At 70.0% G+C, this 20,671-nt stretch carries 21 protein-coding genes; 6 read left to right on the top strand and 15 right to left on the bottom strand.

The window, feature by feature from the left end; translation table 11 throughout:
* The first annotated feature begins 306 nt into the window (after positions 1 to 306).
* Both BFN33_RS21740 and BFN33_RS21735 read left to right on the top strand, forming a co-directional pair.
* Complete coding sequence (locus tag BFN33_RS21740; RefSeq protein ID WP_062036013.1) at positions 307 to 978, top strand: TrkA family potassium uptake protein; 672 nt, start codon at positions 307 to 309, stop codon at positions 976 to 978.
* Positions 978 to 1,655 (top strand): TrkA family potassium uptake protein, encoded by a 678-nt coding sequence (locus BFN33_RS21735; protein WP_069761735.1) that lies wholly within the window; start codon positions 978 to 980, stop codon positions 1,653 to 1,655. Before BFN33_RS21740 ends, BFN33_RS21735 begins: the two co-directional genes overlap by 1 nt.
* A gap of 76 nt (positions 1,656 to 1,731) precedes the next feature.
* On the opposite strand, the gene BFN33_RS21730 is transcribed toward BFN33_RS21735, so the two are convergent.
* From BFN33_RS21730 to BFN33_RS21690, 9 genes are all read right to left on the bottom strand, one after another.
* Positions 1,732 to 2,496, bottom strand: a complete 765-nt coding sequence (locus BFN33_RS21730; protein ID WP_069761734.1) for a DUF3159 domain-containing protein — start codon at positions 2,494 to 2,496, stop codon at positions 1,732 to 1,734.
* Between the two features lie 3 nt (positions 2,497 to 2,499).
* A complete protein-coding gene (locus BFN33_RS21725) occupies positions 2,500 to 2,898 on the bottom strand; it encodes an OB-fold nucleic acid binding domain-containing protein (protein WP_079140917.1) in 399 nt (132 codons plus the stop codon).
* Between the two features lie 46 nt (positions 2,899 to 2,944).
* A complete protein-coding gene (locus tag BFN33_RS21720; RefSeq protein WP_069761732.1) occupies positions 2,945 to 3,628 on the bottom strand; it encodes a response regulator in 684 nt (227 codons plus the stop codon).
* Positions 3,625 to 6,189 carry a sensor histidine kinase KdpD gene (locus BFN33_RS21715; RefSeq protein WP_069761731.1) on the bottom strand — a complete coding sequence of 855 codons (2,565 nt, stop codon included), beginning with the start codon at positions 6,187 to 6,189 and terminating at the stop codon, positions 3,625 to 3,627. The genes BFN33_RS21720 and BFN33_RS21715 overlap by 4 nt, the downstream gene beginning before the upstream one ends.
* 621 nt (positions 6,190 to 6,810) lie before the next feature.
* Positions 6,811 to 7,503: an ABC transporter ATP-binding protein gene (locus BFN33_RS21710; protein ID WP_069761730.1), complete on the bottom strand. Its 693-nt coding sequence runs from the start codon at positions 7,501 to 7,503 to the stop codon at positions 6,811 to 6,813.
* Between the two features lie 105 nt (positions 7,504 to 7,608).
* Positions 7,609 to 8,775 (bottom strand): alginate lyase family protein, encoded by a 1,167-nt coding sequence (locus BFN33_RS21705; RefSeq protein ID WP_069761729.1) that lies wholly within the window; start codon positions 8,773 to 8,775, stop codon positions 7,609 to 7,611.
* 151 nt (positions 8,776 to 8,926) lie between these two features.
* The gene (locus tag BFN33_RS21700) at positions 8,927 to 9,685 is read right to left on the bottom strand and encodes a DUF3710 domain-containing protein (protein ID WP_069761728.1); all 759 of its coding nucleotides are present in this window, start codon (positions 9,683 to 9,685) and stop codon (positions 8,927 to 8,929) included.
* A 1-nt stretch (position 9,686) separates the two neighbouring features.
* Positions 9,687 to 10,238 (bottom strand): dUTP diphosphatase, encoded by a 552-nt coding sequence (gene dut, locus BFN33_RS21695; RefSeq protein ID WP_069761727.1) that lies wholly within the window; start codon positions 10,236 to 10,238, stop codon positions 9,687 to 9,689.
* Positions 10,235 to 10,819: a PaaI family thioesterase gene (locus BFN33_RS21690; protein WP_069761726.1), complete on the bottom strand. Its 585-nt coding sequence runs from the start codon at positions 10,817 to 10,819 to the stop codon at positions 10,235 to 10,237. The genes dut and BFN33_RS21690 overlap by 4 nt, the downstream gene beginning before the upstream one ends.
* Positions 10,820 to 10,932: 113 nt before the next feature.
* Between BFN33_RS21690 and BFN33_RS21685 the strand changes: the two genes are divergently transcribed.
* Positions 10,933 to 11,397 (top strand): DUF3093 domain-containing protein, encoded by a 465-nt coding sequence (locus tag BFN33_RS21685; protein WP_069761725.1) that lies wholly within the window; start codon positions 10,933 to 10,935, stop codon positions 11,395 to 11,397.
* A gap of 62 nt (positions 11,398 to 11,459) precedes the next feature.
* On the opposite strand, the gene BFN33_RS21680 is transcribed toward BFN33_RS21685, so the two are convergent.
* The 4 genes from BFN33_RS21680 to BFN33_RS21665 form a co-directional block, all read right to left on the bottom strand.
* Positions 11,460 to 12,356, bottom strand: coding sequence for a hypothetical protein (locus BFN33_RS21680; RefSeq protein WP_069761724.1), 897 nt, complete (start codon positions 12,354 to 12,356; stop codon positions 11,460 to 11,462).
* Between the two features lie 13 nt (positions 12,357 to 12,369).
* The gene (locus tag BFN33_RS21675) at positions 12,370 to 12,666 is read right to left on the bottom strand and encodes a DUF4193 domain-containing protein (protein WP_005481602.1); all 297 of its coding nucleotides are present in this window, start codon (positions 12,664 to 12,666) and stop codon (positions 12,370 to 12,372) included.
* A 404-nt stretch (positions 12,667 to 13,070) separates the two neighbouring features.
* Positions 13,071 to 14,306, bottom strand: coding sequence for a HAMP domain-containing sensor histidine kinase (locus tag BFN33_RS21670; RefSeq protein ID WP_069761723.1), 1,236 nt, complete (start codon positions 14,304 to 14,306; stop codon positions 13,071 to 13,073).
* 6 nt (positions 14,307 to 14,312) lie between these two features.
* Positions 14,313 to 14,966 (bottom strand): response regulator transcription factor, encoded by a 654-nt coding sequence (locus BFN33_RS21665; protein ID WP_030605557.1) that lies wholly within the window; start codon positions 14,964 to 14,966, stop codon positions 14,313 to 14,315.
* Positions 14,967 to 15,379: 413 nt separating this feature from the next.
* Here BFN33_RS21665 and BFN33_RS53210 point away from each other — a divergent pair, with 413 nt between their 5' ends.
* On the top strand, positions 15,380 to 15,544 hold the full coding sequence (locus BFN33_RS53210) for a hypothetical protein (protein WP_020121920.1): 165 nt from the start codon (positions 15,380 to 15,382) through the stop codon (positions 15,542 to 15,544).
* 111 nt (positions 15,545 to 15,655) lie between these two features.
* Here the strand turns inward: BFN33_RS53210 and BFN33_RS21660 are convergent, their stop codons facing one another.
* Both BFN33_RS21660 and BFN33_RS21655 read right to left on the bottom strand, forming a co-directional pair.
* A complete protein-coding gene (locus BFN33_RS21660; protein ID WP_069761722.1) occupies positions 15,656 to 16,471 on the bottom strand; it encodes an inositol monophosphatase family protein in 816 nt (271 codons plus the stop codon).
* Positions 16,472 to 16,479: 8 nt separating this feature from the next.
* The gene (locus tag BFN33_RS21655) at positions 16,480 to 17,607 is read right to left on the bottom strand and encodes a ferrochelatase (protein ID WP_069761721.1); all 1,128 of its coding nucleotides are present in this window, start codon (positions 17,605 to 17,607) and stop codon (positions 16,480 to 16,482) included.
* Between the two features lie 168 nt (positions 17,608 to 17,775).
* Here BFN33_RS21655 and BFN33_RS21650 point away from each other — a divergent pair, with 168 nt between their 5' ends.
* Positions 17,776 to 19,014 (top strand): MFS transporter, encoded by a 1,239-nt coding sequence (locus BFN33_RS21650; RefSeq protein WP_069761720.1) that lies wholly within the window; start codon positions 17,776 to 17,778, stop codon positions 19,012 to 19,014.
* On the top strand, positions 18,974 to 20,293 hold the full coding sequence (locus BFN33_RS21645) for a D-arabinono-1,4-lactone oxidase (protein ID WP_069761719.1): 1,320 nt from the start codon (positions 18,974 to 18,976) through the stop codon (positions 20,291 to 20,293). The genes BFN33_RS21650 and BFN33_RS21645 overlap by 41 nt, the downstream gene beginning before the upstream one ends.
* The last annotated feature ends 378 nt before the right edge of the window (positions 20,294 to 20,671 follow it).

Here is a 20,671-nt window from a genome sequence, read left to right as displayed (position 1 = left end):
ACCCGCTCCGGCTACGGATTCCGCAGGTGAGCGAAGCGGCATGCCTATATGACAAGACTTCGCCCCCCTACGGTCCCAGGAGGTTCCATGCACACGACCGCAGAGCTGATCGGCGCCGCGGCCACCCTCGTCGGCCTCGGAGTCCTGACTCTGGCAAGCGTCCGCAGCATCAGCCGCCGTTGACCGACATCAAGTCAGGGCAACCGTGCACGGGGGTGCCGTCGTCCTACCGCGCGTGTGTAGCTTGGGCGTCGGTCTGAGACCCTGATGTGGCTGAGCAGTACTTATGACACCGGAAGGACGGTCGTGCACATCGTCATCATGGGCTGCGGGAGAGTGGGTTCCGCTCTCGCCCAGACCCTGGAGCAACAGGGGCACACGGTCGCCGTGATCGACCAGGACCCCACCGCCTTCCGACGACTGGGCTCCGGTTTCGGCGGTCGCCGTGTCACCGGGGTCGGCTTCGATCAGGACACGCTGCGCGAGGCGGGCATCGAGGAGGCCGGCGCCTTCGCCGCGGTCTCCAGCGGCGACAACTCCAACATCATCGCCGCGCGCGTGGCCCGCGAGATGTTCGGCATCGAGAACGTCGCGGCCCGGATCTACGACCCCCGGCGCGCCGAGGTCTACCAGCGCCTGGGCATCCCGACGGTGGCCACGGTCCGCTGGACCGCGGACCAGATGCTGCGCCGGCTGCTGCCGTCCGGCGCGGAGCCGCTGTGGCGTGATCCCACCGGTGGGGTCCAGCTGGCCGAGGTGCACGCCTCGACCGCCTGGGTCGGCCACAAGATCAGCAAGATGCAGGAGGAGACGGGCGTCCGCGTGGCGTTCCTGACCCGCCTCGGCGAGGCGATGCTGCCCACCTCGCAGACGGTGCTGCAGGAGGGCGACCTGGTCCACGTGATGATGCGCACGGACGACATCGAGAAGGTCGAGGCGTCCTTCGCCGAGGGCCCCGAAGAGGAGAGCGGTCACTGATGAGGGTCGCCATTGCCGGTGCCGGTGCGGTCGGCCGCTCGATCGCGGGCGAACTGCTGGAGAACGGCCACGAGGTCCTTCTCATCGACAAGGCGCCGACCGCCATCTCGGTCGAGCGCGTCCCGCAGGCGGAGTGGCTGCTCGCCGACGCCTGCGAGATCACCTCCCTGGACGAGGCCGCGCTCCAGCGCTGCAACGTGGTGATCGCCGCGACGGGCGACGACAAGGTCAACCTGGTCGTCTCCCTGCTGGCGAAGACCGAGTACGGCGTCCCGCGCGTCGTCGCCCGGGTGAACAACCCGAAGAACGAATGGCTGTTCAACGAGTCCTGGGGCGTGGACGTCGCCGTCTCCACCCCGCGCCTGATGTCCGCCCTGGTCGAGGAGGCGGTGAGCGTCGGTGACCTGGTCCGCCTGCTCCGCTTCAGCCACGGCGACGCGAACCTGGTCGAGCTGACCCTGCCGGAGGAGTCGGCCCTGGCCGGCACGACGGTCGGCGACGTGGAGTGGCCCGAGGACACCTCCCTGGTCACCATCATCCGCGGCACCCGCGTCCTCACCCCGTCGCGGGAGGACTCCCTGGAGGCGGGCGACGAACTCCTGTTCGTGGCCGCCCAGGCCCGCGAGGAGCAACTGGAGGATCTGCTGTCGGTGCGCCGCGAGGAAGCGACGGGCTGAGGTCTTCGAGGCATACGACGACGGAGGGCGCCCTGCGTGTGCGGGGCGCCCTACGTCGTCAGTGGAAGTACCGGGACTACGCCTCGCGCCGGTGCCGCCCGGCCGCGGCCTCCGTGTCGCCACGCTCCGCGGCCTGCGCCGCCTTGCGCTCCTCCTCGGCCTTCTCCTGCGCCTCCATCTCCGCGAACACGTCGATCGGAGCCGGCGCCTTCGCGAGGAAGACCCAGGTCAGCCATACGGCCAGCAGGAAGGGCGGGATCTTGAGGGCGACCAGGACCCAGCCGAGCTGCGCGGTGTCGGCCCACCAGTACAGCGGGAAGAGGATCGCGCACTTGGCGAGCAGGATCGCGCCCCAGGCGTAACTGGCCTTGGAGTACGCCTTCTTGCGGCCCGGGTTGCGGGTCCGCCAGGAGAGGTTCTCCTTGAAGACCGGGCCGAGGATGAGCCCCATCAGCGGCACACCCGCGAACGCCGTGATCACGTACGCCAGGCCGAGGCCCAGCGTGTACAGCATGCCCGGCAGATAGAAGTTCTTGGCGTTGCCCGTCATCATCGCGAAGACGACACCGAAGGCGACGCCGAAGACGCCGCTGAAGGCGTGCTTGACGGTGTCCCGCATCACCAGGCGGACCACGACCAGCAGCAGGGACACCGCGAGCGCGGCGATCGCCGACAGGTGCAGATCCTTGTTGATCGTGAAGATCGTGACGAAGAGCAGGCCCGGCAGAACCGTCTCGACCATGCCCCGGACGCCGCCGAACGCCTCGAACAGGGCCGCCTCGGTCACCGCCCGCGCGTCATCGGCCTCAGTGTCTTCGGTCGGCTTGTCGAGAGACGTCACCGGCTACTCCCGTCCCACGGGTCGGAGTTCGTATTTCGGATTGAACAGCACCCGGCGGCCCCGGCTCATCGAGATCCGCCCGGATGCGATCAGCTTGCGCCCCGGCTCTATCCCGACGATGGAGCGCCTGCCGAGCCACACCACGTCCAAGGCGGCCGACCCGTCGAACAGCTCGGCCTCCAGGGCCGGGACGCCCGCGCGCGGCCGCAGGGTGACCGTGCGCAAGGTACCAGTAACGGTCACGATCTGGCGGTCGTGACAGTCGCCTATACGGGTGCAGCCGGTGGTCTCGGTGTCCTCCCGCAGCTCCTCGGACTCCAGGTCCTCCTGCGACGAGGAGAGCCGGTCGAGCATGCGCCGGAACCGGCCCGCCGGCTTCTCGGAACGCGGAACAGCACTCATATCCGAAAGCCTACCGGGGTGCGCCGACAGCGTTGTACCCGCAGCACTAGCGTTCGAACCGGTAACCCATGCCCGGCTCGGTGACGAAGTGCTTGGGATGCGAGGGGTCCGCCTCCAGCTTCCTTCTCAGCTGGGCCATGTAGACCCGCAGGTAGTTCGTCTCCGTCCCGTAGGACGGCCCCCAGACCTCCTGGAGGAGCTGCTTCTGCCCGACCAGCCGGCCTGTGTTGCGGACCAGCACCTCGAGCAGATGCCACTCGGTCGGGGTGAGGCGTACGTCTCTGCCGTGCTTCTGGACCTTCTTCGCGGCCAGGTCGACGGTGAACTCGTCGGTCTCCACCAGGACGTCCTCCTCGCCGCCCCCGGTGGGCTCCGCGCGGCGCACGGCGGCCCGGAGGCGGGCCAGCAGCTCGTCCATGCCGAAGGGCTTGGTGACGTAGTCGTCGGCGCCCGCGTCCAGCGCCTCGACCTTCTCGTCGGAGGAGTGCCGGGCGGACAGCACGAGGATCGGCACCCGGGTCCAGCCGCGCAGCCCCCTGATCACCTCCACGCCGTCCATGTCGGGCAGGCCCAGGTCGAGGACGATCACGTCGGGGTGGCGGGCGGCGGCGAGCCGGAGCGCGGTGGCGCCGTCGTGCGCCGCGTCGACCTCGTACTTGCGCGCCTTGAGGTTGATCACGAGGGCGCGCACGATCTGCGGCTCGTCGTCGATGACCAACACTCTGGTCATGTGGCCTGCCTTTCGGGTTCTGCTGCCTCTGCTTCCGCGACGGCTGCGTCGAGGAGCTCCGCGTGCGCGTCCGCCGCGCGCAGCGTCAGCACCATGGTGAGGCCTCCGCCGGGCGTGTCCTCGGCGTTGAGGGTGCCGTTCATGGCCTCCGCGAAACCCCGGGCCACCGCGAGCCCGAGTCCCACCCCGGCACCGCGCGGGGCGTCGCCGTAGCGCTGGAAGGGCGCGAAGATGCGCTCCTTGGCCTCGTCAGGGACACCGGGGCCCCGGTCGACGACCCGTACCTCCACGCGGTCGGCGATGGCACTGGCGGACACCCGGACGGGAGTGCCGGGCGGACTGTACTTGACGGCGTTCTCGACCAGGTTGGCCACCGACCGCTCCAGCAGCCCCGGATCGACGGCGACCATCGGCAGGGTCTCCGGGACGTCCAGCTCCACGCTTGTGTCGGGCACCCCGCCGAGGGCCATCGGCACCACCTCGTCGACGTCGATCTCCCGGATGATCGCGGTGACCGTGCCGGTCTGGAGGCGGGACATGTCGAGCAGGTTGCCCACGAGATGGTCGAGCCGGTCGGCGCCCTCCTCGATGCCCTCCAGGAGCTCGGCCTGGTCCTCCTCGGACCACGCCACGTCGTCGGACCTGAGCGACGAGACGGCCGCCTTGATGCCGGCCAGCGGCGTCCGCAGATCATGCGATACGGCGGCCAGGAGCGCCGTACGGATGCGATTGCCCTCGGCGAGCGTGCGGGCCCGGTCGGCCTCCTCCTGGAGCCTGCGACGGTCCAGGGCGACGGCGGCCTGGGCGGCGAAGGCGGCCAGCACCCGGCGGTCCTCGGCGGGCAGCACCCGGCCGGTGAGCGCGAGCGCCATGTGGTCCCCCACCGGCATGTCCACGTCGGCGTCCTCGGGCCGCTCCACGGGCGGTCCGAGTCCCGCACGGCCCGCGCAGGTCCACGGCTCGACGTCGCTCGCCCGTTCCAGCAGGGCCGCCGACTCCATGCCGAAGGTCTCTCGGACGCGCTCCAGGAGCTCCTCCAGACGGGTCTCGCCGCGCAGCACGTTCCCGGCGAGGAAGGACAGGATCTCCGACTCGGCGCGCAGCCGGGCGGCCTGGTGGGTGCGGCGGGCGGCGAGGTCGACCACGGAGGCCACCGAGATGCCGACGCCCACGAAGATCACGATGGCGACGATGTTCTTCGGGTCGGCGATGGTCCAGCGGTGCAGGGGCGGTGTGTAGAAGTAGTTCAGCAGCAGCGAGCCGACCGCGGCCGAGGCGAGCGCCGGGAAGAGTCCGCCCAGCAGGGCCGCGGCCACCACGACCGCCAGGAACAGCAGCATGTCGTTGGCGAGGCCGAGTTCGACGGTGGTGAGGAGGATCGTCAGGAGCGCCGGGCCCGCCAGGCCGACCAGCCAGCCCCACAGGATCCGGGCCCGCCCGAGCCGCGCGCCCCGGGCGACGGGCAGTCCACGTCCCTTGGCGACCTCGTCGTGGGTGACGATGTGCACGTCCAGGTCGGGCCCGGACTCCCTGGCCACGGTCGCGCCGACGCCGGGTCCGAAGACGTACTGCCAGGTCTTGCGGCGGGAGGAGCCGAGGACGATCTGGGTGGCGTTGACGCCTCGGGCGAAGTCGAGCAGCGCGGCCGGTATGTTGTCGCCGACGACATGGTGAAAGGTTCCTCCAAGGTCTTCGACGAGGGTCCTCTGGACGGCGAGTTCCTTGGGCGAGGCGGAGGTCAGCCCGTCGCTGCGGGCTATGTAGACGGCGAGCACCTCGCCGCCTGCGCCCTTCTCGGCCAGCCGCGCGGCCCGCCGGATCAGCGTCCGGCCCTCCGGTCCGCCGGTCAGCCCGACCACGATCCGCTCCCTGGAACCCCAGATCTTCGAGACCCGGTGCTCGCTGCGGTACTGCTTGAGGTACTCGTCGACCCGGTCGGCCACCCACAGCAGGGCGAGCTCCCGCAGGGCGGTGAGGTTGCCGGGCCGGAAGTAGTTCGACAGGGCCGCGTCGACCTTGTCCGGCTGGTAGATGTTGCCGTGCGCCATCCGCCGCCGCAGTGCCTGCGGCGACATGTCGACAAGCTCGATCTGGTCGGCCCGCCGTACGAACTCGTCGGGCACCGTCTCCTGCTGCCGTACGCCGGTGATCGACTCGACGACGTCGCCGAGCGACTCCAGATGCTGGATGTTCACGGTCGAGACCACGTCGATCCCGGCCGCCAGCAGTTCCTCGACATCCTGCCAGCGCTTGGCGTTGCGCGAGCCAGGGATGTTGGTGTGGGCGAGTTCGTCCACCAGGGCGACGGCGGGGGCCCGGCGCAGGACGGCGTCGACGTCCATCTCGGTGAAGACGGCGTCGCGGTACTCCAGCTCCCTGCGCGGGACCTCTTCAAGACCGTGCAGCATCACCTCGGTGCGCGGCCGCCCGTGGTGCTCCACGAAGCCCACGGCACAGTCGGTCCCCCGCTCGATCCTGCGATGCGCCTCGGACAGCATCGCGTACGTCTTGCCGACGCCCGGTGCCGCACCGAGATAGATCCGAAGCCTGCCGCGTCCCATGAGCCCATTGTCTTCCGGTCACTACTGCCTACGCAGCGTCGACCCTACGGCCAACAATCCCGGCAAAGGGGGCCGGGACCGACGCGGGGCCCGCCTTTGACGCAACTCTGACGCGTCCCTCGGACAGAAGCCCGCCCAGAACACCCGCACGACAGCAAAGTCTGCGTCACCGGCCCCGCCCCGTCCGCAACAGCGCCCGCAGGCCGGGGTCGGCAGCGACAAGCCACGCGAGCGCCTGCCGTAGCCGCAGCTTCTCCGGTGCGGGCCTGTCCGGGGCTCCGATCAGTTCGGCCGGCCACATCACGGCGTCCTCGGTCGCGCCCGGCGCCGTTGCGGGTCACCGCCGCGCGGAGGGTGCGGGAAGACCAGGACGTGGCGCCGGAGCGGCATGGCGCTCGTCCAGGGCCACGAGCTCCCGGGCCGTTCCCGTACAACCGGCGGCGGTGCGTCACGGCCCTCTCCAGCGCCTACGGCACCGCGGTGTGGCCCCTCACGACTCAGGAGCAGTGGGAGCCCGAACGGCACGTCGGAGACCGCCGCCCCGGTCGAGACGCCGCACGATCTGCTCGGCACCGCCGGAGCCGACCGTGGCCGACCAGAGCGCCGAGCTCCGCCCCGCCCTCAGTGCCCCACGATCTCCCCGTCCCCCAGCTCCAGCACCCGGTCGGCCAGGTCCAGCAGGGTCGCGTCGTGGGTGGCGACCAGCGCGGTGACGTTCTCGCTGCGTACGACGGCTCGCAGCAGCTCCATGACGGCGTGGCCGGTCTCCGCGTCCAGCTGGCCGGTCGGCTCGTCGGCGACGAGGAGCGAGGGGTTGTTGGCGAGGGCGCGGGCAATGGCGACGCGCTGCTGCTGGCCGCCGGAGAGCTCACCGGGGCGCTGCTTCGCGTGCTCCGCGAGGCCGACCAGGGCCAGCAGCAGCTCGACGCGCTCCTCACGCGCGCGTGCGTCCACCCGGCGCAGTCGCATCGGGACGCCGATGTTCTCCGCGGCGGTGAGGATCGGGATGAGCCCGAAGGACTGGAAGACGAAGCCGATACGGTCCCGGCGCAGCCCCAGCAGCCCGTCCTCGTCCAGCCCGGCGATGTCGACCCCGTCGAGCTCGACCCGTCCCCGGTCGGGCCGGTCGAGCCCGCCGACGATGTTGAGGAGTGTGGTCTTCCCGGATCCCGAACGCCCCTTGAGGGCAACGAGTTCACCGCGCGGCACCTCGAACGAGACCCCGCGCAGCGCGTGCACCGCGGCGGCCCCCTCGCCGAACGACCTGTGGATGTCCTCGACCCGCACCATGGTCTCCGTGACCACCTGAGTCATTGCGTCCTCCCCCGTGAAAACCGTGAAACCCGTGAACCCGCGAACCCCGTGAACTCGTGGAACCGGGCGCCAGTATCACTGCCCGACGCCCGGCCTTCAACGATTTCAGTTCGGGTTGTCCCCGTGGGTGAGGGTCTCCCAGGCCACGAAGAGGTTGTTGCTGCCGGCCGGACGGTTCCGCTCGGTCAGCGTCTGCGTGTTGGTCATGCCCATGCCAAGCCTGTTGTGCAGCGCGTTGTACCCGACCTCGGTGACCGGCCCGAGCCCGAGTTTCAGCGACCCGCCGCACAGCCAACTCGGCACCGCGGTCCCCAGCTCGTACTTGGCCTGGAACCCCAGCGCCTGCCGCAGCCGCTCGCCCACATCCGTGCCGTACAGGTCCTGACCCTGGATACGGCTCGTCTCGGCGACGTGCGAGATCGCGGAGATGCCGTATCCGGTGTGCGTGAGGTCCCGGCAGGTCTCCTGGGTGAGCCCGGTGACGAAGGTGGACTGCCCCTGCCAGTAGTCGACGATCTTGTCGCGGGTGTCGAGGTTCTGGCTCGGCACGGTCTTCGGCAGCTCGCCGTCGGAGTCCAGGTAGACGTATGCCGCGGTACGGGTGCGGAACTTCGCCACGGCCTTGTCGTACGACGACTTGTCCTCGAGGAAGACGGAGATGCCGACGGCCGCCTCCATCATCGACAGCTCCCAGTTCCCGTTGGACTTCGAGCCGTTGATGATCTCCGGGAGATAGACGCCGCGCAGCATGGTCGCGAAGCGTCCGGAGTTCGCCCAACTCCCGGTGTACGTGTACTTGATGATCTCGGCCGCCCTGGGCCACGAGGAGCCGGCCCAGCCGGTCTGCAGGGGCGCGTTGCTGTTGGTGTGGTCCGTGATCACCGCCGACCAGGCGTCCATGAGCTGGATGGCCTTCTTGGCGTACCGGTCGTCCCGGGTGATGTACCAGGCGAGGGCGTCGGTGTAGGCGGCGATCGCGTCCTCGCGCTCGTCCGTGCAGCCATTGTTGGGGTTCGAGTACGACCCGCACTCGACGACGGCCCGCGGCTTGGGCGTGCGGTTCAGATCGGCGTACTTGCTCGCCAGCATCGCGTCGAAGGCACCCTTCCAGGGCTGGGCACCGGCGTTGACCTTGCTGCGGGCGAAGTCCAACTGCCCTTGGGAGACCGTGACTCCGGGATGGACGAATGCGGCGGGGGCGGCGTCGGCGGGTCTTGCGAGGACACCCAGCGCGAACGCGGTGACGACCACCAGCCGGACGGAATGACGCATAGCGGCTCCGTTCTCGTATGTGAACGTGAAGCGCCCCTATGAACATAGGCGTTGGCGGATGACCGTAGGTACAGACCAATACGGCGTCAAGGTCCCGCGCATGAAAAAGGGCCGCACCCCTTCACGGGGTACGGCCCTCGATGTCGTTCTACTAGCGGACCTCGGTGATCTCCGGTCCGCGCTGGAGCTGGCCCATGCCGCCGGAGAAGCGGGAGCCCTCGTCCTGCTGCTGGACGCCCTCGGGGACCATCTGGGCGTCGTTCGGCAGCTTGAGGACGATCGGGTCGCGCGGCGCCATCGGGCCCTCGCCGCGAACCACGACCGTGTCCCGGAAGATCTGCTCGAGCAGTCCGGCCGCCTGCGGCTGCACGGCGCCCTGGCCCGAGATCACCCCGCGCAGGAACCAGCGCGGACCGTCCACACCCACGAACCGCACGACCTGGAAGCCGCCCGTGCCGTCCGGCAGCTGCACCGGCACCTGGGCCCGCAGCTCCCAACCCAGCGGACCCTCGACCTCGTCGACGATGCCGCCCTGCTGGGTGATGCCGGAGCCGATCTCCTCGCGCACCTCGCCCCAGATGCCCTCGCGCTTGGGAGCCGCGAAGGCCTGCAACTGGATGGCGCTGTCGCGCAGCACGACGGTGGCCGCGACGATGGCGTCACCCGCGACCTCGACCCGCAGCTCCATGCCGTCGACGCCCGGCACGAACATTCCGCCCAGGTCCACGCGGCCCTCAGCGGGGTCACGTACCTCGGTGTCGTCCCAGGGCCCGTCGGGGCGCGGCTCCGGCTCCAGCCGTACGCGCTCGCGCTCTACTTCGTCCGCCTCAGTGTCGACGCTGTCGACGACCTGCTCGGCCTCGCCGGCCGCGTCCTCGGCGGCACCCTTCTTGTTGCGACGTCCGAACACGTCACTGTCCTTCCCGGTCGGATACGACCGAAGCGTATCGATTCCCACCCGTTGTGCCGCCCACGGCGGCCTCAGCGCTTGTATCGCCCCCGTCGCCCACGGCGGCGTGACCGCCGGTGGACCCGAAGCCCCCCTCGGCCCGCGCCGAGTCGGGAAGCTCCGCGACCTCCTGGAAGCGGACCCTCTCGACCTGCTGGACGACGAGTTGGGCAATCCGGTCGAAGCGCTCGAACCGCACCGACTCGTGCGGGTCGAGGTTCACCACGATCACCTTGATCTCCCCACGGTACCCGGCATCAACCGTCCCCGGGGCATTCACGAGAGCGACACCGCAGCGGGCGGCGAGACCGGATCGAGGGTGCACGAAGGCCGCGTACCCCTCCGGCAGCGCCACAGACACTCCGGTGGGCAGTACGGCCCGCTCTCCGGGCTTCAGTTCACGGCTCTCGGTGGTCCGCAGATCGGCCCCCGCGTCACCGGGGTGCGCGTACGCCGGAAGCGGTACGTCGGGGTCGACGCGCCGGATCAGCACGTTCAGGGGGTCGCGGCTCACGGGTTCACCTCGAAGGCACGGGCACGCCGGACCTGGTCCGGGTCGTCCATGGCGGCCCGGATCTCCTCCGGACGGCCGTTGTCGATGAAGTGGTCGACCTTGACCTCGACGAACAGGGCGTCGGCACGGACCGCCACGGGCCCCTCGGGTCCGCCGATCCGGCCGGTCGCGCTCGAGTAGATCTTCCGCCCGGCCACCGCCGTCACCTCGGCCTCCAGATACAGCACCGTGCCCACGGGCACCGGCCGTACGAAGTCGGTTTCCAGCCGCCCGGTCACGGCGACGGTGCGCAGCAGCCAGTTGAGCGAGCCCAGGGTCTCGTCGAGGGCGGTCGCGAGCACCCCGCCGTGCGCGAGCCCGGGAGCGCCCTGATGGGCGGGGCGCACCGTGAACTCGGCGGTGACCGAGACCCCCTCGCCGGCCCGCGCCTCCAGGTGCAGCCCGTGGGGCTGCTCGCCGCCACAGCCGAAACACTGGCCGTAATGCGCACCGAGCAGCTCACCGGGCGCGGGAGCGTCCGGGTGTCGCACAGGTTGCGCCGCGTCGGCGGGAGGCTTGAGAGCCGGGGAAGTACCACTCACAGGCGCAGACCTTACCCGCCCGCCCGTCTCCCACCGCCACCGTGCCTGACGGCGCTTGGCGCCGACTCCCCCTGACATCGGCCGCGCGAGGACACCGTGCCAAGCTTGGTTCCATGCAGCCCTCCGCCGCCCCGTACGACGAACGTCTCACCGCCCCCCGCTCCTGGTGGCTGATCTCCTTCCTGGTCGGGGTCGCCTTCGCGCTGATCCTGCTTCCCTTCGGAACGCTTCCGCTGCTCGGCGGCCTGGTCGGCGGCACCGCCGTGGCGGCGATCATGGCGAGCGCCTACGGCTCGCTGCGCATCCGCGTCGTCGGTGACTCCCTCATCGCGGGCGAGGCGAAGATCCCGGTGGCGGCGCTGGGCGAGGCGGAGATCCTGGACCCGGAGGAGGCCCGGGCCTGGCGGACCCACAAGGCGGACACCCGCGCCTTCCTGCTGCTGCGCTCCTACATTCCCAGGGCGCTGAAGGTGGAGGTCACCGACCCGGACGACCCGACGCCGTATCTGTATCTGTCGACGCGGGAGCCGGAGCGGCTGGCCGAGGCGCTGAAGGCAGCCCGAACCGCCGCTGCCTAGAACATTGGTGCAGGACTTCACCCGTCCGTCCGGACAGTGGAGGCCGAAGTCTCACGGAAGTCTTACGTCTCCAGCCGAAGCGGATCGGCGGGCGTCTCCAGGGCCGGGAGCCGGGTCAGTTCGTCCCACGGCACCTGGCTCCTGCGCAGGTCCTTGCGGATCCGCTCGGCGAGCTTTCTGGTCTCCCGGCGGTTCATGACCGCTCCGACGGCCGCGCCGACCAGGAACGGCATCAGGTTCGGCAGGTTGCGGACCGTGCGCTTCATGATCTGCTGCCGCAGCTGCTGTTTCATCTGGCTGTTGAGCGCGACGCTCACGGTCGACGGCTTCTTCGCGTCGATCCCGCGCTCTCCTGACCAGGAGGTCAGATACGCGGTGCTGCGCTCCTTGAGGTTGCCGGGCGGCCGTGCGCCGTAGACCTCGTGGAGTTCGGCGATCAGCTTCAGCTCGATCGCGGCCACACCGGTGATCTCGGCGGCCAGTTCGGTCGGCATCGCCGGCGGCACGGGAAGCATCGCCGCCGCTCCGACCCCCGCCCCGACCGTCGCCGTGGCGCTCGCGGCGCCCGCGACAAGCTTGTCCGCGAGCTCCTCGGGACCGAGGCCGGGGAACTGGCGGCGGAGGGTCGCGAGGTCCCGTACGGGGATACGCGGGGCGTTCTCGATGATCCGGTCGGTCACGTACGCCAGGGCCGCCCTGGCCCTGCTGCCGCTCTTGCGGACCCCTTCCCGGGCCCTGTCCCGGACCGCCGCCCCCCGTCGTCCGGCGACGGGTGCGGGCGTCCTGGTCGTATCGGTGGGCGCCGGAAGGTCGGCCCGGTCGGCCACCGGTTCGAGCGAGGCTCCCGTTTCGGAAGAGCCCCGCTCGTCGTCACGCGCGCGGTGAGGGCCGTCGGACGGCCCCTGGTCCGCTCCCTGCCGGAGAGAGCGGCGCTTCCAAGGAGGGGTCGAGCCAGTCATGCCCGACCCGCCCTCAGTCGCAGTCGCGGCAGATCGGCTGGCCGTTCTTCTCCCGGGCCAGCTGGCTGCGGTGGTGCACCAGGAAGCAGCTCATGCAGGTGAACTCGTCCTGCTGCTTGGGCAGTACCCGGACGGCCAGTTCTTCGTTCGAAAGGTCCGCTCCGGGCAGTTCCAGGCCTTCGGCGGCCTCGAACTCGTCGACGTCCACTGCGGAGGTCGACTTGTCGTTCCTACGTGCCTTGAGCTCTTCAAGGCTGTCCGAGTCGACGTCGTCGTCGGTCTTGCGTGGGGTGTCGTAATCCGTAGCCATGTCGCTCTCCCCCTCTGGGTGTCTGCGGTGTCTCAGCGCACGTAACGCGTGAGAGGCCGGACTTGTGCCCGACCTGAGGCGGAGATTTTGCCTCACATCAAGGTCTGTTACTCAATCGACACCCAACCGGACTCCTCTTGAGTGATCGGGTTGGATGGCGATCGGGACCGTACACGGTCCGAATCCCGCACTTCAAAGGCGTCTCACCGTGTACTTCCCGTGATCAGGACCCCTGAAAACCCGGATTTTCCCGGCTTTCCGACAGGGTGCATGATCACGGAGAGTAGATGGCGGGAAAACCTTCCTTGTGATCGATCACACATGGGGTAGCCCCTCGGGTGCCCAGAAAATTCCGCGCAAAGCGAACATCCCTGTGTATCGGTCTCAGTGCGGGGGCCATGGTCTCAGACCGGAAGGGTGACTCGCATCACGAGCCCACCCCCTTCGCGCGGCTGAGCGGTGATGTGCCCGCCATGCGCCCGCGCCACGGACCGCACGATGGACAGACCGAGCCCGACGCCCTTGTCGCTGCCGGTGCGGTCGGCGCCCCGCAGCCGCTTGAAGGGCTCGAAGAGGTTGTCGACCTCGTACGCCGGCACGACGGGGCCCGTGTTGGACACCGTGAGCACCGCTTGGCCGTGCTGGATCTCCGTGGTCACCTCGACCCAGCCGTCCTCGGGCACGTTGTAGCGCACGGCGTTCTGCACCAGGTTCAGGGCGATCCGCTCAAGGAGGACGCCGTTGCCCTGCACCACTGCCGTCATCCGGTCGCCGCGGATCGCCACGCCCTTGGCCTCCGCCTCGCCGTGGACCTGGTCGACCGCCTGCTCGGCGACCTCGGCGAGGTCCACGGGCTTGCGCTCGACGATCTGGTTGTCGCTGCGGGCGAGCAGCAGCAGACCCTCCACGAGCTGTTCACTGCGCTCATTGGTGGCCAGCAGCGTCTTGCCCAACTGTTGCAGCTCCACTGGCGCCCCCGGATCCGACAGATGCACTTCCAGGAGCGTGCGGTTGATCGCCAGCGGTGTCCGCAGTTCGTGCGAGGCGTTGCCGACGAAGCGCTGCTGGGCCGTGAAGGCCCGCTCCAGGCGCTCCAGCATGTCGTCGAAGGTGTCGGCCAGTTCCTTGATCTCGTCGTCCGGGCCGTCCAGCTCGATACGGCGGGAGAGGTCGGAGCCGGCCACCGAGCGCGCGGTGCGCAGGATCCGGCCGAGGGGCGACAGGACGCGTCCCGCCATGGCGTAACCGAAGGCGAAGGCGATGATCGCGAGGCCGAGCAGGGCCAGCAGCGAGCGGCTGAGGAGGTTGTCCAGGGCGTGCTGGCGCTGCACATTGACGCAGTCGGCCATCGCCTTGTTCATGACGTCGGACTGGGCGGTGGAGGGCAGATCGCACGTCGTGCTGGCGAGTCTGCCCTCGGTGATCTTGAAGGGCAGCTCGCTGCCCACATTCAGCGCCTGGGCGGCCAGCAGGTAGATGATCGACAGCAGCAGGATGCCGGCGATCAGGAACATGCCGCCGTACAGCAGCGTGAGCCTTATGCGGATGGTCGGGCGCAGCCACGGCAGCGGCGGTGCCGGCCGCCTGGGGTCCCAGGTGGGCTTCGGAGGGGCCTGGGGAGGAGCGGGAGTCGAGGCCACGGGCTATCAGATCCGGTAGCCGGAGCCGGGGACGGTGACGATCACTGCGGGTTCACCCAGCTTGCGGCGCAGCGTCATGACGGTCACCCGCACCACGTTGGTGAAGGGGTCGGTGTTCTCGTCCCAGGCCTTCTCCAGGAGCTGCTCCGCGGAGACGACGGCGCCCTCGGAGCGCATCAGCACCTCCAGGACGGCGAACTCCTTGGGGGCGAGCTGGACCTCCTTGCCGTCGCGGAAGACCTCGCGGCGGTTGGGGTCGAGCTTGATCCCGGCGCGCTCCAGGACCGGCGGGAGCGGCACGCTGGTGCGCCGGCCGAGGGCACGCACGCGTGCCGTCAGCTCGCTGAACGCGAACGGCTTGGGCAGATAGTCGTCGGCGCCGATCTCCAGGCCCTCGACGCGGTCGCTGACGTCGCCGGACGCCGTGAGCATCAGCACGCGCGTGGGCATGCCGAGTTCGACGATCTTGCGGCAGACGTCGTCGCCGTGGACGAGAGGGAGGTCGCGGTCGAGGACCACCACGTCGTAGTCGTTGACTCCGATGCGTTCCAGGGCGGCCGCACCGTCGTACACGACGTCGACGGCCATGGCCTCCCGGCGCAGTCCGGTGGCCACCGCATCGGCGAGCAGTTGCTCGTCCTCGACGACGAGTACGCGCACGTCGCTTGTCCTTCCTGTGTCCACCCGCGTAGCGCGCTTCGGGCACGCGCGGGCAGGGGGCCGGGTGAGTGTTGGCCTCCATCCTGCCCTTTTCGGCCATAAGTCGGCTGTAAGGCGGGTGAGCGGCAGCTGAAAGACGGGTGTGAGAGCGGGAATGCGGGATTTTCTCGCGCGGTTGAGGTTTCCGTCGGAAGGAGCGGGGGGAGGACGGCTTTACACCCCGCGATCACGCTCTGCATGTGCCGTACCACCATGCGGCACGACGCGATCCGCTTCCGCAGAGCGGGCGTGGGTGTCCGGCACCGTCGCCGCCCGGCAGGGCAGCGCTGGGCACCCACAGGAGACGTGATCGCCCCTTCCGAACGGCACACCCCCGTGCCACCGACCCACGACCCAGGACGAGGGGGCGCAGCATGGACGCATTCACCGCAGGACTTCTGCAGCGCATAAGGGCGACCGAGACCGATCTGACACGGGCTCGCAACGAGGGCGACGACTTCCTCGTCGAGGTGGAGCAGGGCGAGCTCGACGACCTGCGCCGCCTGGCCGCCGAACACGGTGTGGAGGTCAGCGCCTAGCGTCTGATCGGCTTCGCGGCACGACAGCGGACCCCCGGCGAATCCAGCGCCGGGGGTCCGCTGCGTCTCGGTCCGGACGCGTTCACCTCGTGTTCGTCCGGAGTCGGTCCGTCAGTCGTGCCAGGCGCCGAAGGCCTCCAGGAGCTCCTGGAGGGGCTCGAAGACCCCGGGGGCGCCGGCGACGGTGAGGCTGGGGTTCGGGCGTTCTCCGGGGCGCCCGCCGGTCAGGGCGCCCGCTTCCCGGGCGACGAGGTCACCGGCCCCGTAGTCCCAGGCGTTCAGGCCTCGCTCGTAGTAGCCGTCCAGGCGGCCTGCGGCGAGATCGCACAGGTCGACCGCCGCCGAGCCGCCGCGGCGGATGTCACGGAGCAGGGGGATCAGCTTCCGGGCCACCTCGGCCTGATGGGTACGGACCTCGGTGACGTAGTTGAAGCCCGTCGACACCAGGGCCTGTTCCAGGGGCGGCGCCGGGCGGCACGTCAGCCTGCGCTCGCCCTCCCACGCACCCGTTGCCCAGGCGCCCTCGCCCCGGACCGCGTGGTACGTCTCGCCGCGCATCGGAGCGTCGACGACTCCCACGACGGTCTCGCCGTCCTGCTCGGCCGCGATGGAGACGGACCAAGTCGGCAGCCCGTAGAGGTAGTTGACCGTCCCGTCGAGCGGGTCGATCACCCAGCGGATCCCGCTCGTGCCCTCGGTGGAGGCGCCCTCCTCACCGAGGAAGCCGTCGTCCGGACGGTGCTCGGAGATCAGGTCCGTGATCAGCTTCTCCGCCGCGATGTCCATCTCGGTCACCACGTCGATGGGACTGGACTTGGTCCTGGCGACCGCGAGGTCGGCCGGGCGGCCGTCCCGCAGCAGGGCGCCGGCGCGACGGGCCGCCTCCTGGGCCAGCCGAAGCAGTTCCGCGTGCAGGGGGTCGGTCACGGCGCTCCTCACGCGTACGGGCTGTCGACGCCCGCAGCTGCGGGCTTGGCGGCACGGGCCGGGCAGCAGCCGACCGGACAGACGTTGTGGCTCGCCCCGAGCGCGCCGAGGGCGCAGGGCGTGACCTCCTGCCCGCGCTCCACCCCGGCCCGCTCCAGGACCAGGTCACGGATCGCGGCGGCGAACCGCGGGTCGTCGCCGACGGTCGCCGAGCGGCGCATCGGCAGGCCCAGCTCCTCGGCCTTGGCCTTCGCCTCCGTGTCGAGGTCGTAGAGGACCTCCATGTGGTCGGAGACGAAGCCGATGGGGGCGATCACCACGGCCGGGACGCCGGATGCGTGGCGCTCCTCCAGGTGGTCGCAGATGTCGGGCTCCAGCCACGGGATGTGCGGGGCACCGGAGCGCGACTGGTAGACGAGCTGCCAGGGGTGGTCGACGCCGGTGCGCTCACGGACGGCGTCCGCGATCAGCCGGGCGACCTCCAAGTGCTGAGCGACGTACGCGCCGCCCTCGCCATGGCCCTCGACCGGGCCGGAGGTGTCCGCGGACGCGTTCGGGATCGAGTGGGTCGAGAAGGCGATGTGGGCGCCGTCGCGGACGTCCTCGGGGAGCTCGGCGAGCGACTCGATCACCCCGTCGACCATGGGCGCCACGAAACCGGGGTGGTTGAAGTAGTGCCGCAGCTTGTCGACCTTCGGCAGCTCCAGGCCTTCGGCCTCAAGGGCCGCCAGCGACTCGGCGAGGTTCTCGCGGTACTGGCGGCAGCCCGAGTAGGAGGCGTAGGCACTGGTGGCGAGGACCAGGATGCGGCGGTGGCCGTCGGCGATCATCTCGCGCAGGGTGTCGGTGAGGTAGGGCGCCCAGTTGCGGTTGCCCCAGTAGATCGGCAGGCCCAGCCCGTGCTCCGCGAAGTCCTTGCGCAGGGCGTCCAGCAGGGCGCGGTTCTGGTCGTTGATGGGGCTGACCCCGCCGAACAGGAAGTAGTGCCGGCCGACTTCCTTCAGGCGTTCCTTGGGGATGCCACGCCCGCGCGTCACGTTCTCCAGGAACGGGACCACGTCGTCGGGGCCCTCGGGGCCTCCGAACGAGAGCAGGAGCAGGGCGTCGTAGGGGGTGGCGTCGAGCACGTCTCGCATGGGTCGATCCTGTCATCCGGTACTGACAGCCGGGAAACGGCGGGGTGGCCCACCGGGTTCCCGGCCGTCCGGCCGGGTGCGTCGGGGTCCCCCACCCGTAAGCTGTATGAGGCGTATTCGCGCCTTACCGCCACACGAGCCGCCGCTCGCCGGCCGACCGGAGACCTTGTGCCCAGCCCTTACCGCGCCCTGTTCGCCGCCCCCGGCTCCAAGGGTTTCTCCGCCGCGGGCTTCGTCGGCCGGATGCCGCTGTCGATGATGGGCATCGGCGTGGTCACGATGATCTCCCAGCTCACCGGCAGGTACGGCCTCGCGGGCTCGCTGTCGGCGACCATCGCGCTGGCCGCCGCGGCGATCGGCCCTCAGGTATCCCGGCTGGTGGACCTGCACGGCCAGCGGCGGGTGCTGCGCCCGGCGACGCTTGTCGCGCTGGTGGCGTCCGCCGGGATGCTGCTCGCAGCGCATTTCCGCTGGCCGGACTGGGTGCTGTTCGTGTGCGCCGTCGGCATCGGCTCGGTGCCGAGTCTCGGCGCGATGATCCGCGCGCGGTGGGCGGCCGTGTACCGCGGCACCCCGCAGCTGCACACCGCGTACTCCTTCGAGTCCGTCGTCGACGAGGTCTGCTTCATCTTCGGGCCGATCATCTCCATCGGGCTGTCCACGGCCTGGTTCCCGGAGGCGGGTCCGCTGCTGGCCGCCTGCTTCCTGGCGGTCGGTGTGTTCTGGCTGACCACGCAGCGGGCCACCGAACCGGCCCCGCACCCGCGCGAGCACGACGGCGGCCGTACGGCACTGCGCGCGCCGGGTCTGCAGGTCCTGGTGGCCACCTTCGTGGCGACCGGGGCGATCTTCGGGGCGGTGGACGTGGTCACCGTGGCCTTCGCCGACGAGCAGGGCCACAAGGGCGCCGCGAGCCTCGTGCTCGCCCTCTACGCGGCGGGGTCCTGCCTCGCGGGCCTCGTGTTCGGGCTGCTGCACTTCGGGGGACGGCCCGAACCTCGCTGGCTGCTGGGCATATGCGCCATGGCCGTGAGTATGATCCCCCTCCTACTGGTCGGAAACTTGCCGTTTCTGGCCGTGGCGTTGTTCGTTTCGGGCCTGTCCATCGCTCCCACGATGATCACGACGATGTCCCTGATCGAGCAGCACGTACCACGCGCGCAGCTGACCGAGGGGATGACCTGGATCAGTACCGGGCTCGCGGTCGGGGTCGCGCTCGGCTCCTCCGTGGCCGGCTGGGTGATCGACGCGGCCGGTGCGCGCGCCGGGTACGGGGTTCCGGCGGTGTCCGGGGCCGTCGCGGTCGCGGTCGGTTTCCTCGGGTACCGCCGGCTCAGCAGGCCGGCTCCACGTCGGGGAGGCAGCGTTGAGCACGGCAGCGAGCGCGAAGAACGGCACGTGGCGTAACTGGGGCGGCAATGTGACCGCGCGCCCCGCCCGGGAGGTCACGCCCGCCTCGGTCGACGAGCTGGCGGCTGCCGTGCGGAAGGCCGCCGAGGACGGTCTCAAGGTGAAGGCCGTAGGCACCGGGCACTCCTTCACATCGATCGCCGCGACCGACGGTGTGTTGATCCGCCCTCAACTCTTGACCGGCATCCGCAACATTGACCGGGACGCCATGACCGTCACGGTGGAGGCCGGTACGCCGCTCAAGAGGCTCAACATGGCTCTCGCGCGCGAGGGCCTGTCGCTCACCAACATGGGCGACATCATGGAGCAGACGGTCTCCGGCGCCACCAGTACCGGCACCCACGGCACCGGCCGCGACTCCGGTTCGATCGCCGCCCAGATCAGGGGACTTGAGCTGGTCACGGCCGACGGCTCGGTCCTCAGCTGCTCCGAGAAGGAGAATCCCGAGGTCTTCGCGGCCGCCCGGATAGGCCTGGGCGCGCTCGGTGTCGTCACCGCGATCACGTTCGCCGTCGAGCCGGTCTTCCTGCTCACGGCCCGCGAGGAGCCCATGAGCTTCGACAAGGTCACCAGCGCCTTCGACGAACTCTGGACCGAGAACGAGCACTTCGAGTTCTACTGGTTCCCGCACACCGGCAGCACCAGCACCAAGCGCAACAACCGCAGCACGGGCCCCGAGAAGCCGGTGCCTCAGCTGCAGGGCTGGATCGAGGACGAGTTCCTCTCCAACGGCGTGTTCCAGGTGGCCCAGTGGGTCGGCCGCGCGGTGCCGGGCACGATCCCCTCGATCGCACGGATCTCCAGCAAGGCGCTGTCCGCACGGACCTACACCGACATCCCGTACAAGGTCTTCACCTCGCCACGCCGGGTGCGGTTCGTGGAAATGGAGTACGCCGTCCCGCGCGAGGCTGTCGTTGCGACACTGCGCGAGCTGAAGACGATGATCGAGCGCTCCGGACTGAGGGTCAGCTTCCCCGTGGAGGTGCGCACCGCGCCCGCCGACGACATCACTCTGTCCACCGCCTCGGGCCGCGACAGCGCGTACATAGCGGTCCACATGGTCAAGGGGACGCCGTACCAGGCGTACTTCACGGCCGCCGAGCGGATCTTCACGGCGCACGAGGGGCGCCCGCACTGGGGCAAGGTGCACACGCGCGACGCGGAGTACTTCGCCGGTGTCTACCCGCGCTTCGGCGAGTTCACCGCGCTCCGGGACCGGCTCGACCCCGACCGGCGCTTCCAGAACGACTACTTGCGGCGGGTGTTGGGGGCGTAGCGCAATGATCGGCGGACGTATGCGGGAAGCCGGCAGTTCCGTTTCGGGTGATTCCGTGAAGTACGCCACGCCCAAGATCCGGACAACCGCTCGACGGACGGCCGGACGCCGTTTCTTGAACGAAGTTGAGTGGCGCGCCAATCCACGCACGTGGCCCAAATGGAGTACTGTTGCGAGCCCTGGGTACGGTCTCCCGCCAGGGCGTCCGTGACCTTCAAAGGACGCCGGGAGGGGGCTAGTTGCACAGGGTGACGGAGTTGGTCACTCAGCGTTGCGAATAAGTAACCGTGCCATAACGGCGATCCAGGGCCTGTGCCCGACACGCCGGGCAACTCGGCAAGGTTGTGGCAGGCTGCACCCGGGCAGGTCACACTCGAC

It is taken from the genome of Streptomyces sp. LUP47B (assembly GCF_001746295.1).
GTDB lineage: Bacteria > Actinomycetota > Actinomycetes > Streptomycetales > Streptomycetaceae > Streptomyces.
The sequence above is the reverse complement of the archived record's forward strand: the minus strand, read 5'-3'. Positions and strand labels throughout refer to the sequence as shown.

What these genes read in the sequence shown, in the direction of transcription:
- BFN33_RS21735 (WP_069761735.1), top strand. Translation starts at nt 978, where the DNA reads ATGAGGGTCGCCATTGCCGGTGCCGGTGCGGTCGGCCGCTCGATCGCG.
- BFN33_RS21725 (WP_079140917.1), bottom strand. Translation starts at nt 2,898, where the DNA reads ATGAGTGCTGTTCCGCGTTCCGAGAAGCCGGCGGGCCGGTTCCGGCGC.
- BFN33_RS21720 (WP_069761732.1), bottom strand. Translation starts at nt 3,628, where the DNA reads ATGACCAGAGTGTTGGTCATCGACGACGAGCCGCAGATCGTGCGCGCC.
- BFN33_RS21715 (WP_069761731.1), bottom strand. Translation starts at nt 6,189, where the DNA reads ATGGGACGCGGCAGGCTTCGGATCTATCTCGGTGCGGCACCGGGCGTC.
- BFN33_RS21710 (WP_069761730.1), bottom strand. Translation starts at nt 7,503, where the DNA reads ATGACTCAGGTGGTCACGGAGACCATGGTGCGGGTCGAGGACATCCAC.
- BFN33_RS21705 (WP_069761729.1), bottom strand. Translation starts at nt 8,775, where the DNA reads ATGCGTCATTCCGTCCGGCTGGTGGTCGTCACCGCGTTCGCGCTGGGT.
- BFN33_RS21685 (WP_069761725.1), top strand. Translation starts at nt 10,933, where the DNA reads ATGCAGCCCTCCGCCGCCCCGTACGACGAACGTCTCACCGCCCCCCGC.
- BFN33_RS21680 (WP_069761724.1), bottom strand. Translation starts at nt 12,356, where the DNA reads ATGACTGGCTCGACCCCTCCTTGGAAGCGCCGCTCTCTCCGGCAGGGA.
- BFN33_RS21675 (WP_005481602.1), bottom strand. Translation starts at nt 12,666, where the DNA reads ATGGCTACGGATTACGACACCCCACGCAAGACCGACGACGACGTCGAC.
- BFN33_RS53210 (WP_020121920.1), top strand. Translation starts at nt 15,380, where the DNA reads ATGGACGCATTCACCGCAGGACTTCTGCAGCGCATAAGGGCGACCGAG.
- BFN33_RS21655 (WP_069761721.1), bottom strand. Translation starts at nt 17,607, where the DNA reads ATGCGAGACGTGCTCGACGCCACCCCCTACGACGCCCTGCTCCTGCTC.